The organism is Streptomyces sp. NPDC002573, from assembly GCF_042889625.1.
In the GTDB taxonomy this organism is placed as follows: Bacteria; Actinomycetota; Actinomycetes; order Streptomycetales; family Streptomycetaceae; genus Streptomyces; species Streptomyces gibsoniae.
Map to the genome: position 1 here is coordinate 1 of NZ_JBIARC010000044.1, position 13112 is coordinate 13112.

Annotated in this window: 15 protein-coding genes and 1 pseudogene; 10 read left to right on the forward strand and 6 right to left on the reverse strand. The window is 70.2% G+C overall.

What is annotated here, in order from left to right; all coding sequences use genetic code 11:
• Positions 1 to 279: pseudogene (locus ACFYX0_RS31950) on the forward strand (IS701 family transposase); the annotation flags it as partial.
• A gap of 305 nt (positions 280 to 584) precedes the next feature.
• Here ACFYX0_RS31950 and ACFYX0_RS31955 read toward each other — a convergent pair.
• The 6 genes from ACFYX0_RS31955 to ACFYX0_RS31980 all read right to left on the reverse strand — a co-directional run bounded on the left by ACFYX0_RS31955 (position 585) and on the right by ACFYX0_RS31980 (position 6243).
• A complete protein-coding gene (locus tag ACFYX0_RS31955) occupies positions 585 to 1478 on the reverse strand; it encodes an alpha/beta hydrolase (protein WP_388975376.1) in 894 nt (297 codons plus the stop codon).
• A 29-nt stretch (positions 1479 to 1507) separates the two neighbouring features.
• The gene (locus ACFYX0_RS31960) at positions 1508 to 2716 is read right to left on the reverse strand and encodes an alpha/beta fold hydrolase (protein WP_388975379.1); all 1209 of its coding nucleotides are present in this window, start codon (positions 2714 to 2716) and stop codon (positions 1508 to 1510) included.
• 182 nt (positions 2717 to 2898) lie between these two features.
• Entirely contained in the window at positions 2899 to 4098 is a 1200-nt protein-coding gene (locus tag ACFYX0_RS31965) for an NADP-dependent malic enzyme (RefSeq protein ID WP_388975382.1), read from the reverse strand.
• A gap of 203 nt (positions 4099 to 4301) precedes the next feature.
• Complete coding sequence (locus ACFYX0_RS31970) at positions 4302 to 4703, reverse strand: tautomerase family protein (protein ID WP_388975385.1); 402 nt, start codon at positions 4701 to 4703, stop codon at positions 4302 to 4304.
• A 149-nt stretch (positions 4704 to 4852) separates the two neighbouring features.
• Positions 4853 to 5563: a flavin reductase family protein gene (locus tag ACFYX0_RS31975; protein WP_388975388.1), complete on the reverse strand. Its 711-nt coding sequence runs from the start codon at positions 5561 to 5563 to the stop codon at positions 4853 to 4855.
• Between the two features lie 254 nt (positions 5564 to 5817).
• Complete coding sequence (locus tag ACFYX0_RS31980) at positions 5818 to 6243, reverse strand: nuclear transport factor 2 family protein (protein WP_388975391.1); 426 nt, start codon at positions 6241 to 6243, stop codon at positions 5818 to 5820.
• 294 nt (positions 6244 to 6537) lie between these two features.
• Between ACFYX0_RS31980 and ACFYX0_RS31985 the strand changes: the two genes are divergently transcribed.
• The 9 genes from ACFYX0_RS31985 (at position 6538) to ACFYX0_RS32025 (ending at position 13072) form a co-directional block, all read left to right on the forward strand.
• A complete protein-coding gene (locus ACFYX0_RS31985) occupies positions 6538 to 7005 on the forward strand; it encodes a winged helix-turn-helix transcriptional regulator (protein ID WP_388975394.1) in 468 nt (155 codons plus the stop codon).
• A 449-nt stretch (positions 7006 to 7454) separates the two neighbouring features.
• On the forward strand, positions 7455 to 8312 hold the full coding sequence (locus ACFYX0_RS31990) for an MBL fold metallo-hydrolase (protein ID WP_388975396.1): 858 nt from the start codon (positions 7455 to 7457) through the stop codon (positions 8310 to 8312).
• Positions 8313 to 8898: 586 nt separating this feature from the next.
• Positions 8899 to 10119, forward strand: a complete 1221-nt coding sequence (locus tag ACFYX0_RS31995) for a transposase (protein ID WP_388975398.1) — start codon at positions 8899 to 8901, stop codon at positions 10117 to 10119.
• A 200-nt stretch (positions 10120 to 10319) separates the two neighbouring features.
• Entirely contained in the window at positions 10320 to 10718 is a 399-nt protein-coding gene (locus ACFYX0_RS32000) for a hypothetical protein (RefSeq protein ID WP_388975400.1), read from the forward strand.
• Positions 10702 to 11124 (forward strand): HK97 gp10 family phage protein, encoded by a 423-nt coding sequence (locus tag ACFYX0_RS32005; protein WP_388975402.1) that lies wholly within the window; start codon positions 10702 to 10704, stop codon positions 11122 to 11124. Before ACFYX0_RS32000 ends, ACFYX0_RS32005 begins: the two co-directional genes overlap by 17 nt.
• Before the next feature lie 63 nt (positions 11125 to 11187).
• On the forward strand, positions 11188 to 11370 hold the full coding sequence (locus ACFYX0_RS32010) for a hypothetical protein (protein ID WP_388975405.1): 183 nt from the start codon (positions 11188 to 11190) through the stop codon (positions 11368 to 11370).
• On the forward strand, positions 11371 to 11817 hold the full coding sequence (locus tag ACFYX0_RS32015) for a hypothetical protein (protein ID WP_388975408.1): 447 nt from the start codon (positions 11371 to 11373) through the stop codon (positions 11815 to 11817). It begins immediately after the preceding gene.
• A gap of 143 nt (positions 11818 to 11960) precedes the next feature.
• Positions 11961 to 12452: a hypothetical protein gene (locus ACFYX0_RS32020; protein WP_388975410.1), complete on the forward strand. Its 492-nt coding sequence runs from the start codon at positions 11961 to 11963 to the stop codon at positions 12450 to 12452.
• A gap of 17 nt (positions 12453 to 12469) precedes the next feature.
• Entirely contained in the window at positions 12470 to 13072 is a 603-nt protein-coding gene (locus ACFYX0_RS32025) for a hypothetical protein (protein WP_388975413.1), read from the forward strand.
• Positions 13073 to 13112 lie beyond the last annotated feature (40 nt).

Here is a 13112-nt window from a genome sequence, read left to right on the forward strand (position 1 = left end):
GTGGAGGAGTGCTTCCAGACCGCCAAGGGTGAGTGCGGCCTGGACCACTACCAGGTCCGGCTCTACCGGGCCTGGTACCGGCACATCACCCTGTCGATGGCCGCACTCGCCTACCTGACCGCAGTCCGCGCCCAAGAAGCCACAAAAAGGGCGAAGCAGAGGACGAGCAAGACCTCATACCCTCAGCGTCCCGGAGATCCGCCGGTTGATCGGGCACATCGTCATCACACCCCGCCACCACACCAACGACCACCATCTGCACTGGTCACACTTCCGTAGACACAGCCAGGCCCGAGCCCGCCGCTCCCACTACAAACGTCGAGGCCACAACCCCCAGATGCGGTTGCAGTACTAATAGGCCGTCTCTTATGGCAGGTGGGCCGTTGGCTGTCCGCCGGGACAAGAAGCCAGGGCGGTGAGAGCGCCCCACGCGGACATGGAACCGAAGGCCTGAGTCTGTGCTGATGCTTCGAGCCGGAAGAGCACGTAGCGGGCTGTCAGGAAGGAGAGCGAAGGGGCCGTCCGGTTCCGGACGGCCCCTTCGCGGTGGACGCTCAGGCTGCGGCGAGCCTGCTGCCGCCCTGTCAGGCGAGGTGCTCCCGGAACCATTCGACGGCGGCGCCGCTCGCCTTGCCGAACTGCGTGGTGTACGGGTCGAAGTGGCCGCCGGGGATGGTCCGCAGCCGCTTCGGCTCCAGCGCGCGCTCGTAGGCCGCGAGGGCCAGGTCGGTCACGGTGACGGTGTCGTTGAGCGCGACCACCATGAGCAACGGTGTAGGCGAGACCCTGGTGACCCAGACTCCGGGCTCGTACATGCGCGCGGCACGGGTGGAACGGACGGTGACCTCGTTGTCCCACACACCGTCGGGCTTGGGCTGGAGGTAGAAGTCGACGGCCTCCTGGGTCCGGTAGGACGCGGGCACCGCCGGGTCGCTGCCGACGATGGCCTGGCTGCGGGGGGCCTCGCCGCGCAACTGGGCGCGCTCGTCCTCGTCGAAGGCCGCCTCTAGACCGGCGACCGCCTCCGGTGCGATGCGGCGCAGGCCCTGCTCGAAGCCGCTGATGGTCGGCACCTGGGCGACCACGGCCCGCAGTCGGCGGTCGGTGGCGCCGAGGACGATCGCGTGACCGCCGGCGTAGCTGGTGCCCCACAGGCCGATCCGGTCGGGGTCGACCTCGGGCCGGCTCTCCAGGTAGGAGATGGCGCGCCGCCAGTCGGCGATCTGCCGCCAGGGGTCGACGTCCTGGCGGGGAAGGCCGTCACTGGCCCCGAAGCCGCGGTGGTCGTGCAGCAGGACGGCGAAGCCGTTGTCCGCGAAGGTCTGTGCGAACGGCTCCAGGCCGTGTTCCTTCACCCCGGCGTAGCCGTGGGCCATGGTGACCGCCGGGTGCGGGCCTGGGCCGTCCGGCAGGAAGAGCCAACCGCGCAGGCGTATCCCGCCGTCGGCCTCGAACTCGACATCCTCGCGCTGGAGCATGGAACAACCTTTCTGTGTGGGCGGGGACTTCAGCCCTGGTGGAAGTGGTCGGAGTCGATCTCGCCGGCCAGCCGGTCACGCAGTTCGGTGGAGAAGCGCAGTGCGGCGCCGAGCGGACGGTGGTGGATGGCGGCACGGAGGATCTGGCCGTCCGCATTCCTGGTCAGGATGGTGACGCCCTCGATCGGCAGGCCGCCGAACGCGGTGGCTTCCCACTCCAGGTAGCTGCGCGGACCGTCGACGGCCTCCCGGGTGAAGCGGAGCGACTCGTAGATCGCGCTCGCCGTGCCCATCACCTTCTTCACCTGGTCGCGGCCTTCCACGGGGCGGATCAGGACGCTCGCCTCCAGAGCCACGTCCTCGGTGAACGCCTCGCCGAACGCCGTGGCGGACTTCTGCGCGAAGGCGTTCGTCCAGCCCCGCGGAGCCGTCGTGTCCGCGACGGGAGCGGCTTCGGAGCCGAGGACCCCGGCGAGGAGACGGTCGAGGTGGCCCGCGACCTCGGCCGCCTGCTCGATGTGGGCCCAGTGACCGGCCTCGGCCACCGCCACCGCCGTCACGTCGGTGAAGCGGGGTGCGATCGCGTCGTCGACCATGCTCTCGGTGACGAACCCGTCGCCCGCGCCGCGGACGATGAGCACCGGGCCGGAGCAGGTGCTCGGCTCCTCGCCCTGGGGGTGTCCGGTGTTCCAGCACTCGGCGAGGGCTCGGAGGACCTCCGGACGCAGCCGCGTCCCGGTGGCGACCAGCCGGTCCAGTTCCGCCGGCGGGAACGCGGCGGACAGGTTCTCGCGTACGCCTCGCTGGCCGGCTTCGTCGCCGCCCAGCGAACGGAACTGCTCGATCATCTCGTCGGGCAGATGCACGCCCGCGAGCGGGACCGGGGTCACCAGTACGAGTCCGCGGGCGCGGTCGGGCCGCTGGACCGCGACCAGTTCGGCCACGGCGGCGCCCATGCTGTGGCCGACGATCACGAACGGCTTGCCGAGGGCGTCGACCACCGCGCCCGCCTCGGCGGCGAACCGGTCGTAGTCGTAGGGCCCGTCCGCCGCGGTGCGGTCACCGCAGCCGGCCAGGTCGAGCGTGACGCACTCGATGCCGGGTGTGGCGAGCTGAGGGATCAGGCGGTCCCAGGCGTACTGGTCGTCGAGGAAACCGTGGACGAACACCATGGCCAAGTCCCCGTCGCCGGTGCGGCGGTAGCGTACGTCGGTGTTGGCGACGCGTTCCGTCTTCATGTGTGTGTCCTCACTGTCCGGGTGTGGACGTCGCCCCGGAAGGGGACCGGTCCTGGCTTTCGATTCCTGGCTTTCGATGGGCATGTCGGTGGGACGTGCGTCCGGGCGCGCATCCGGTCGAAGTCGAAGTCTTTGATGCGTGCGGTGTCTTCGGCGGCTTCGGTGTCCGCGTGGCCGGCCGTCTAGAGGCGGGACACTCCGTCGCGCCGGGCGGCCTCGGCGACCGCCTCGGCGACCGCGGGGGCGACCCGCGGGTCGAAGGGGGACGGGATGATGTGGTCGGGGCGCAGCTCGTCGGCGATCAGGCCGGCCAGGGCGTCCGCGGCGGCGATCTTCATGCCAGGCGTGATGCGCGAGGCGCGGACGCGGAGGGCTCCGGAGAAGATGCCGGGGAAGGCGAGGACGTTGTTGATCTGGTTCGGGTAGTCGCTGCGGCCGGTCGCCACGACGGACGCGTACTTGTGGGCGACGTCGGGGTGGATCTCGGGGGTGGGGTTGGCCATGGCGAACACGAAGGCGCCTTCGGCCATGGTGGCGACCGCGGTCTCGGGGACTGTGCCTCCGGAGACGCCGATGAAGACGTCGGCGCCTGCGAGGGCTTCCTCCAGCGTGCCGGTGCGTCCGGCCCGGTTGGTGTACGCGGCGATGTCCCGTTTGACGTCGGTCAGGTCGGTGCGGCCGAGGTGCAGTACGCCGGTCCGGTCGGTGACCACGACGTCGCCGATGCCGGCCTCCACCAGGATCTTGGCGATCGCGACGCCTGCCGCTCCCGCGCCCGAGATGACCGCGCGCAGCCCGTCGAGGGTCCGCCCGGTGAGGCGGGCGGCGTTGCGCAGGGCCGCCAGGGTGACCACAGCCGTGCCGTGCTGGTCGTCGTGGAAGACCGGGATGTCGAGTCGGTCCTGGAGCCTGCGCTCGATCTCGAAGCACCGGGGTGCGGAGATGTCCTCGAGGTTGATGCCGCCGAAGGACGGCGCGAGTCGGGCGACGGTGTCGACGATCTCGTCCACGTCCTTGGTGGCGAGCGCGATGGGCACCGCGTCCACGTCACCGAACTGCTTGAACAGGACCGCCTTGCCCTCCATGACCGGCAGTGACGCCTGCGGTCCGATGTCGCCCAGGCCGAGCACCGCGGTGCCGTCCGTCACCACGGCGACGGTGTGCGAGACCCAGGTGTAGTCGTGGACGAGACCGGGCTGTTCGGCGATGGCGGTGCACACCTCGGCGACGCCCGGCGTGTAGGCGAGTGAGAGGTCCTCGCGGTCGCGCAGCGGCACCGTCGGGGTGACCGCCATCTTTCCCCCGTGGTGGAGCGCGAAGACCGGCTCCTCGGCTCGGCCGGGCGCGGGGGTCCGCGTCGACGCGGCGGTTTCTGTTTCCACGACTGATTCCTTTGCTGATTGGTTCTGCTGCTCCCGTCGCCGATCCCTTGTTCGGCGTGCCGTGCCCGTTCGCCCGGCGGGATGCTCGGGCACTCCGGTGTGGCCGTGTGCCCCGGTGCCGTGCCCGGCGGGTGCCGCCGGGCACGGCCCGCCCCGGTACGCGGGCAGGCTCCGGGCCTGGTCGGCGGGCGGGAACGTGGGGTTCACCAGCGAGGAGCCCCTTCGGCCAGCTGCAGTTCACCCCTTCCGAACGAGAAGCTCTCGTTCGGGACCGGGATCAGGGCGATGAATATGTCGTCGGGAGAGACATCGAGCGCCTCGACGACCAGCCTGTTGATGGCGGCGGACACCGCCCGCTTGTCCTCCAGGGGCCGGTGGGCCCCGAAAAGAACCGTGATGATCATGGCGCCTGAGCTGCGATGCATGCCCATGAACGTCGGGTCGAGGAACAGTTCGTCCTCGCCGTGTTCGCTGATCATGATGAAGCGGTCGCCCTCGGGGATGCCGAGCCCCTGCACCAGCGACTGGTTGAGCGCGTCGGCGAGCGCACGCTTCTGCTGAGACGAGAAGCGGTTGGCGGGGATGTGGGCGTTGAAGACCGGCATGGGGGGCTCCTTCGGGGTGTGCGGTGTCGGGTGTCGGACCGTTCGGGGGCCTGATCAGGGCCCGGTGTACGGCGCGGCCGCTCCGGGCGTCCATGACATACCGCGCGGGAGTGCGCGGCTGGTATGCGGCCGGCCCGGCGGCGACGCCGTCATGCCTTCGTGGCTCCGGAGGCGGACCAGTCGGCGCTGTCCACCTGCGACCATCCGTCCGGGCGTCCGTCGAGACGGTGGCTGCGCCGGCCCAGTCGCGCGCTCAGTACGTCGTCCGGCAGGGGCGGGACGAACGCGTTGTCGGCGAGGGTGTACTCGGCGGCGAGGCGGCCGACCGCGGGAATCGCGCCGGTGTCGATGCGTCCGTTCCGGACGTAGACGTCGTCCCGGACGTGGAAGCGCACGACCTTGCCCCAGACGACGTGGTCGTTGATGTCGCCGATCTGGATGATCCGGTCGACGACGCATTCCATCGCGATCGGTGAGTCCTTCACCCGCGGCACCTTGACGACCTCGCAGTCCGCCTTCTCGAGGCCGACCTCGTCGAACTCGTCCTGGGAGCTGTCGAATTCGATGGCGCTGCGGTGCATCTCGTGGGCCAGCGGAAGCGTGACCAGGTTGGTGACGAACTCGCCCCTGTCCCGGATGTTGATGAACGTGTCCTTCAGGGTCCCGTCCGACCGCGGCTGAAGGGTCAGGGACACGATCGGGGGCACCCGGCTCACCACGGTGAAGAACGAGATCGGCGCCAGGTTGGCGATGCCGGATTCCGACTGGGTGCTCACCCAGCCGATCGCGCGTGGCGTGACCGCCCCGATGAGCAGCTTGTACGCGGAGGTCGCGTCCAGCTCGTCACTGTTGATGATCATGGTCATGTCCTCTCTGACATGCGCGGCGGCATGCCGCCGGTGAAGGTGCGGCCGGGGAGGGCTGGGGGCGGGTCATCGGCGCCGCTGCCGGCCCCGGCGCGCGGCACCGGTGCACCGATGGAGTGAGGTGGGACGACCGTGCCCTCGGGAGCCCGGCCGGTACGTCGTCGTTCTGGCTCCGGGTCGGGTCCGGGTCCGGGCCGCGAACGGGCCGGCGCTCCATGCCGGTTCCCGGTTCCGGTCGGACGGACGGATCAGCTGGCCGCGGAGGGGAAGAACTCAAGGCCCTCGATCACGTCACGGCCCTTGGCGGTGTCGGCGTACAGCCGCGCCTCGGTGATCAGTCCGTCGGTGACGGCGAACAGGAGGAGGTGCTCGTTCTCCATGGTGCGGCCGTTCTTCGCCTTCGCCCGGGCCCGGACGGGGACCACCACGTGCGACCCGGCGTCGAGCACGGTGTGCAGGTCGTAGTTGAAGTACTCGTAGTAGTGGTCGAAGAGGTCCTTGTAGAAGGCCGCAAAGCCGTCCCGGCCGTGGAACGTGCCGCCGTAGGGCAGCGAGGTGGGGAAGTGGAAGACCACGTCCGGCGACATCTGGGCCACTAGGTCGGACGAGTCGTTCTTCTCGAACCCGGTGTATGCGCGGTGGCAGGCGTCGACGATCGCCCGGTTGCTCGACATGTTTTCTCCATACTCATGGCTGGGTGCAGTACTGGGGCGAAGGCTTGTCCACTCGCCCCGGCTGTCCGTCCAGTGGTGCGCGGAGGGGCCGGGGATCAAGGGGACAGGCCGATCGGCTCGTGAGGCGTGCGGCGTCCGGGAGCCTGACCGTGCTCGGGCGGTCATCAGTCGGGCTTCGTGGGCCCGGGCGGCGTGGCGGTGTCTCTCGGCGCCCTGGCGCGTCTAAGTTTCCATTTGGAACTCAGGAAGTCAAGGCTGGGTTCCAAATGGAAACCCTGGAGCTATCTTGGCCGTATGGACTGGCGTGAACTCGATCTGGGCAACTGCAGCATCGCCGCGACCCTGGGGCTGATCGGCGAGCGGTGGGCCCTTCTCATCCTGCGTGAGGTCTTCGCCGGACTACATCGCTTCGACGAGATCGCGGAGCACCTCGGGGTCTCCCGCCGCGTCCTGACCGAACGCCTCGGCCAGCTCGTCGCGGCGGGGCTGCTGGAGCGCCGCAGCTACCAGGAGGCTGGGCAGCGCGCGCGCCAGGAGTACCACCTGACGCCGTCCGCGCACGACATTCACTGGGTTCTGGCTGCTCTCCTGCAGTACGGAGACACGCATCTCGGCGGCCCCGAGGGCCCGCCGGCCCTGCTGAACCACGCCGGCTGCGGCGGCCGGGTGCACCTCGAACTGCACTGCTCCTGCGGACACGAGGTCACCACCTCCGAGGTGGAGCCCATCACCGGCCCCGGCGCCCACAGCGCATCCGCCTGACGACGGCCCGCCCCCCGGCACCCCTTCCCCGCCCAGACCGGACGGCTGGCGGCCTCGGCGCCCCCGCCCCCATCCAGGCCGGTCGCCCGCAGCGGGGGCGCACGGCGGTCACGACCGGGGCGTCGCAGGGCAATGCGCTCGCCGGAGGCGGCGAGGACGGCTCCTCGACATCCGCCTCCGAAATAGACGAACGTGCTACGGTTATTTCTCAGGGGTCATCCGAAGACGGCCTGCCGCCCACCGCTCGGGCGAGCACGACCGGGATCGACGGGACTGCCTTCGACGGCCCGTAACGCCGCTCCCCACGGTGCCGGGACCACCGCACCCACCGGAGCGGATCCTCACAGCTGGCCGCCCTGACATGTGCCCGGCTCGCCGCCGTCCGGCCACGAGCAGACGGCCGCGCGAGCCAAGTTCCGCCGATTCCGCCCTCTGAAGGAGGCACCATCATGACCGCATCCGCACCCACTCCCCTGGCCTACGAAGTTCTCGTCCAGGAGGGCACTCCCCGAGCCGGCGGCGAGCGGCTGCCCAACGGTGAAGGGCTCGTCTCCTCGCCCCTGACCTCGACGCTGATCTTCGGCGAGGAGGACGCCGTGCTGGTCGACCCGCCCCTGACCATCGAGCAGACCCAGCGGGTGGGCGACTGGATCGAGCGCTCCGGAAAGCGTCTGGCCTACATCTACGCCACCCACGGGCACGGCGACCACTGGTTCGGCACCGCCGACCTCGTGAAGCGGTTCCCCGGCGTCACCGTCTACGCGACCCCCGGCACCATCGAGGTCATGCACAAGCAGGCCACCGAGGGCCGCGAGGAACTGTGGGACAAGCGCTTCCCCGGCCTGATCCCCGACACCCCGGTGCTGGCCCAGCCCGTCCCGGCGGAGGGCTTCCAGCTGGAGGGCAACCTCATCGAGGCCGTCGAGGTCGGTCACACCGACACCGACAAGACCACAGTCCTGCATGTGCCGTCGATCGGTCTCGTGGTGGCCGGCGATGTCGTCTACAACGGTGTGCACCAGTACATCCTCGAAGGCGGCGACGGCGGCCTGGAGGAATGGCTGGGGGCCCTCGACCGCGTGGCCGCGCTCCAGCCGCGCGTCGTCGTGGCCGGTCACAAGAACAAGGACCTGCCCGACGACCCGGCCACCATCGAGGAGACCCGCCAGTACCTGCTGGACGCGATCCAGCTGCTGGGCCAGAACCCCACCGCCCGCGAGTACTTCGACCGGATGACGGCCCTCTACCCGGACCGCCTCAACCCGGGCCCGGTCTGGTACGGAGCGGTCGGCCTGCTGGGAGCCTGACACCCCAGGGACAACGGGCCCGGCCAGGACCACTGAAGCGGTTCGCCGGGCGCCACGCGGCCGGGGACTTGATGGACCAAGGATGACTCTGTCGGGGATCTTGGAATTTGCCGGTGCGCCAGCATGATCAGCGGGCATGCTCGGACCTGTTTCGAAGATCGATGCAGTTGTCGAGGTGTCCGTTGTCGCGCCGTCCCCGTTCCGGTGAGCAGGTCCCGTCTCTGACCCGAATCCGCAGGTAGTGGCGGAGGTGGGAGGCTGATACGACGACAGGTGCGCTTCCGGTTTGAGAAGAACGAGGTTCCTACGCCTGGTCTACTCGAACATGAAAGTGCACCTGTCGAGTGAAGAAGACATCGCGTCGCCGCCGTACCGCCTCTCGCACGCCCGGCAAGCGCTGGAGGCGGCTGAACGCCCGGGTCGGTGCGCCGGATGGGTCGTTGACTGAGAACGGCGGTCTTGTGCTGGTGGCCGAGTTGGACTGGACCGGGCGCTGGGCGTCACGGCTGCGCTGGATGCGGGGATCGGGCCGGTCAAGGAGCGTGACCGGGGCCTGAGGGGCGGGGAGTTCGTGCTGGGGTGTGCGGTGGTGCAGCTGACTGGCGAGGACCACCTGGTCGGCTTCGACCGTTTGCGTGCGGATGCGGTCGGCGAGGGGCTGCTGCCCGCACCGGTGCCGGCGGCGACCACAGCCGCCACCCTCGCGGCCCGGTTCGGGCAGCGGCAGCGGCAGCGTGAGGGTATCGAGACCGCGTGCGCGCAGCTGACCGGGCGGGCGGTGGGCGTGCTGCCGGTGGCGGAGCGGGCTCGGGTGCTGTGCGGGCGGGTGACAATCGACCTGGACGCCAAGGACATCGAGGTGTTCTCCACCCGCAAGGAGCAGGTGGTCCGCTCGTACAAGGGCGAGGTCGCCGGGCGGGTGCATGCCGCCCACTGGGCCCAGGCCGGTGCGGTGCTGGTCGCGGACCTGCTCGACGGCTGCTCGGACGGGCGCACCCAGGCCCCCGACCAGGTCGACCGGGCGGTGGACGCGGTCCGCGCCGCCGGAGCCACCGGGCGGATCCTGTTCCAGGGTGATTCCGGCTACTACGCCGGGAAGGTCGCGGAGAAGATCGTGGCCCGCGGTGGCCTGTTCCGGCTCGGGGTGCCGCGGGGTGCGGCTTTGTGGCGGGCCGTGGCCGCCGTGCACGAGGACGACTGGATCGACGCGGTCGATTACCCGGACGCGCAGGTCGCCCTGCTCGACTACGCCCCGGCCGACTGGCCGGACGGCACGAGGGTGGTCGCGCGCAGGGTGCGCTATGACGCCGGCCAGCTGTCGGCGGACCCGCGCTCGCGCCGCTCGCGGACCGTGGGCAAGGACCAGCTTGCCCTGGTCCTGGACGGGATCGAGGACACCGCGTACGCCTACTCGTTCATCGCCACCAACGAACCCCTGGACCTGGACGAGGAGGTCGCGGCTGCGGAGTGGGAGTTCCGCCGCCGTACTAAGGTCGAGGAGCTGTTCCGCGACACTGCCCACGGCGCGGGCCTGAGCCACCTGCCGTCGGGCTCCCACGCCGTCAACAGCATGTGGATGTGGGGCGCACTGCTGGCCTACAGCCTCTCGGCCTGGCTGCAGATGCTCGCCCCCATCGGCGCGGCACGGCGCCGGATCGCGACCGTGCGCCGCCTGCTGATCCGCCGTGCGGCCCGCTGGACCGCCACCGCCCGCCGCCACCAGCTTCACTTCACCCAGGCCGCTGACGGGTTGATCGCCCAGGCGTTGGCCCGCATCCGCGCCCACCGGCGCCTCCTGTCCGCCTGAACACCGCCCCGACCGGGCCCGAACCACCACCCACCGCCCTGGAAAGCCGCCCCCCGGCACGACAGCCGGGCCACACCCCTGCCCACCCGCCCCGCAACAGGCCCGACGGCCAGACGGGCTGGGAACTGACCAGCCGTCGGCCACTACCTGCGGATTCGGGTCTGACGGGGCTGTCCGTGCCGGTCCGTAGGCTGATCACCATGGATGATCAGCTTCGTCAGGTGCGGATCAGCGCCGACCAGGGCGCCGGATCGGTAGCTCTCGACGGCCGCGACATCTCCAAGCACGTTTCCGGCTACTCGCTTCGCCAGCAGGCCGGGCACCCGGCGGAGCTGGTGCTGTTCCTGTCACCGCTCGTCAAGGACGAGTTCGACGGCTTGGCCCGCGTCGTTGTCGGCGAGGCACCGGACCCGGGCCCTGCCGCCGCGGCGTTCCTCGGCGCCATCGATGCGTGCGAGCTGGAGCGGCACGTGCTGGCCCGGCACGACCTGATGGACGGTGGCCCCAACGAGCTGACGCGGGCGATGCTGCGGCTCCTGCAGGCGTGGGCGTCGGGCCGGTGGGAGCCGCAGGAGGTGACGGATGCCGTCCCGCAGTGACCCCCGTGGGGGCGCGTACAGCAACGCCGTACAGGTCGCCGCCGTCCTGCAGGGGCGTGCCGAACGGGTGCTGCCCGCCACGGTGTCGGTGGTGCGGCATTACGCGATGCTGCTGGAGACCCAGATCAAAGCGAACGCTTCGGGCAGGCCCGGCCCGAACGTGATCACGGGTGACTACCGGCGTTCGTGGACGCACGAGGTGTTCGTGACGGGTGACTCGGTGACCGGGGTTGTCGGCACGAACAAGCCGCAGGCCCGCCGCCTGGAGTTCGGGTACATCGGCCCGGACAGTTTGGGACGCATCTTCGCCCAGCCGCCGTTCCCGCACGTCGGTCCGGCCGTGGAGACCATTCGGCCCCTGTTCACGGCGGCGCTCGGTCAGGTCGCGGACGGGGGGCCGGGGTGAGCTTCGCCGAGGACGTGCAGCAGGCGTTCGCCGGCGTCATGCAGGCCCACGGGGCTTGGGCTGGTGTCGCGGCTGGTGTTCGTGGTGGAGGTCGTCGAGGACAGTGGCGAACTGACGTTGCTGCGCGGGTCCGTGCCCGGCGACATGCCGGTGTGGTCGGAGCTTGGCCTGCACCGGTATGCGGTCGCCGACATTGAGGCGCTCGTCACCGCATCGCGGGTGACGGGCTTTGAGGAGGATGAGTAGATGAGTGTGTCGGGGCGCCAGGTGGCGCTTGCGGTGCAGGCCATGCTGCAGACGGCCACGGCCCGCTCCTGCGGGTATGGGACTGCGCCCACGTCGGCGTCGCTGCCGACGGGCAACACGATCCCGTACGCGGTGCTGTACGAGCTGGGACAGACCTCGGGGATCGGCCCGTCGTTCGGGGACACCGACGCGGACGCTCGGGTGCTGCTGCAGGTCTCCTCGGTGGGTACGACCGCCGAGCAGGCGTCGCTGCACGCCGACAAGGTGCGGCAGGCGTTCCTGGCCCGTCAGCAGGCTGGCAGCGGCCAGTTCGCCAACCAGATCAACGTCACGGGTGCGACGGTGATCGGCCGGGAGCTGGACCGTGAGGACGGGACCAGTGTCGTTAGCTCCACCTACACTTACGTGCAGCGTTTCGTGCTGACGGTGTCCACGCCGAACAGCTGAACGGATCGCACCTCACCGCGGAGGCCCACTCGCGGACGTCCGGCCACACGGTACGGGCTGACCCCCTGGCTCGCATATGCGACCTGTTGGGGACGGGCCTCCGTTTGCCGGGGGCCGGGGTCCCCGGAGAGTGAGAATCCCCCTTGGGTACCACCCAGCAGCGGTTCATGCGCCGTGGCGTCACGAAGATCTACTTCCTGAAGGCGATCGCCGGTGCGGGCAACGTTCCGGTCCGTACCGAGCTGACAGGCACCAATGCCACCGACCTGTCCAGCGCGATCTCCGACATCGCGGGCTGGTCGCTGGCCAACGCGCCGATCGACACCCCCGACCTGGGTTCGACCCTGACCACGTCCATCCCGGGTGAGGACAAGGCCGACTCCTCCACCCTCACCTTCTACGAGGACCAGGCGGCGGAGACCATCGAGACCCTTCTGTCGAAGGGCGCTGAGGGCTTCGTGGTCATCCTGCGCAAGGGCGACATCCCGCAGAGCAAGTCGATGGACGTCTTCCCGGTGCGAGTCGCGGGCCGCGCGCCCGCCTACTCGACCGGCTCGGACCCGGCGAAGTTCACCGTGACTTTCGCGATCTCCGGTACGCCGACGCTCGACGCCGCCGTCCCGGCTACCAGCTGACCTCGGGGGGATGCTGCATGACCACTGTGAACCCGCCCGCCGCGGCTGTCGCCAAGGACGCGCACTGGGCTGCGAAGATGGCCCGGCTTCGGGCCCGGAAGCTGCCCGAGCGGTCTCTGTCGATCTGCGACGACGACAGCGTGAAAACTGCTGTCACGGATGCGGCGCTGGAGCTGGCGAAGGCCCGCGCCACGGCGATGACCGAGTGCGCCGAGCAGGGCATCCGCGAGGACCAGCGGGACGCCTGGGTGGCGTCCAACCCGCAGGTCCTCGCCGCTGACACGGCCCTGAGTGACGCTCAGGACGCCCTGGACGCGGCGACGCTGAAGCTCACCTTCCGGGCGCTGCCCCGGCCGGTGTGGGAGCAGCTGCTGCGTGAACACGCGCCGACGGAGGCGCAGGCCGACCAGGGCATGGAGTACAACGTCGAGACGTTCCCGGCCGCGCTGGTCTCCGCCTGCCACGTGGAGCGCGACGAGACCGGCGAAACCGTGGACGGCATGAGCGTTGCCGACGCGCAGGAGCTGCTGGACACGTGGGCGGACGCGGATGCGAAGGCCCTGTTCACGGCGGCCCTCCTCATCAACCAGACGCTGCGCGCGGACCTGGGAAAAGGCTGATCTCCGACCTGGCGTTCCGGGCCGAGATGGAGCTGTGCCA

Bases quoted from the DNA above. Each gene is read 5' to 3' on its own strand.
- ACFYX0_RS31975 (WP_388975388.1), bottom strand. From the start codon at position 5,563: ATGATCATCAACAGTGACGAGCTGGACGCGACCTCCGCGTACAAGCTG.
- ACFYX0_RS31980 (WP_388975391.1), bottom strand. From the start codon at position 6,243: ATGTCGAGCAACCGGGCGATCGTCGACGCCTGCCACCGCGCATACACC.
- ACFYX0_RS32025 (WP_388975413.1), top strand. From the start codon at position 12,470: ATGACCACTGTGAACCCGCCCGCCGCGGCTGTCGCCAAGGACGCGCAC.
- ACFYX0_RS31985 (WP_388975394.1), top strand. From the start codon at position 6,538: ATGGACTGGCGTGAACTCGATCTGGGCAACTGCAGCATCGCCGCGACC.
- ACFYX0_RS31955 (WP_388975376.1), bottom strand. From the start codon at position 1,478: ATGCTCCAGCGCGAGGATGTCGAGTTCGAGGCCGACGGCGGGATACGC.
- ACFYX0_RS32015 (WP_388975408.1), top strand. From the start codon at position 11,371: ATGAGTGTGTCGGGGCGCCAGGTGGCGCTTGCGGTGCAGGCCATGCTG.
- ACFYX0_RS31970 (WP_388975385.1), bottom strand. From the start codon at position 4,703: ATGCCGGTCTTCAACGCCCACATCCCCGCCAACCGCTTCTCGTCTCAG.
- ACFYX0_RS32000 (WP_388975400.1), top strand. From the start codon at position 10,320: ATGGATGATCAGCTTCGTCAGGTGCGGATCAGCGCCGACCAGGGCGCC.
- ACFYX0_RS31960 (WP_388975379.1), bottom strand. From the start codon at position 2,716: ATGAAGACGGAACGCGTCGCCAACACCGACGTACGCTACCGCCGCACC.
- ACFYX0_RS31990 (WP_388975396.1), top strand. From the start codon at position 7,455: ATGACCGCATCCGCACCCACTCCCCTGGCCTACGAAGTTCTCGTCCAG.
- ACFYX0_RS32005 (WP_388975402.1), top strand. From the start codon at position 10,702: ATGCCGTCCCGCAGTGACCCCCGTGGGGGCGCGTACAGCAACGCCGTA.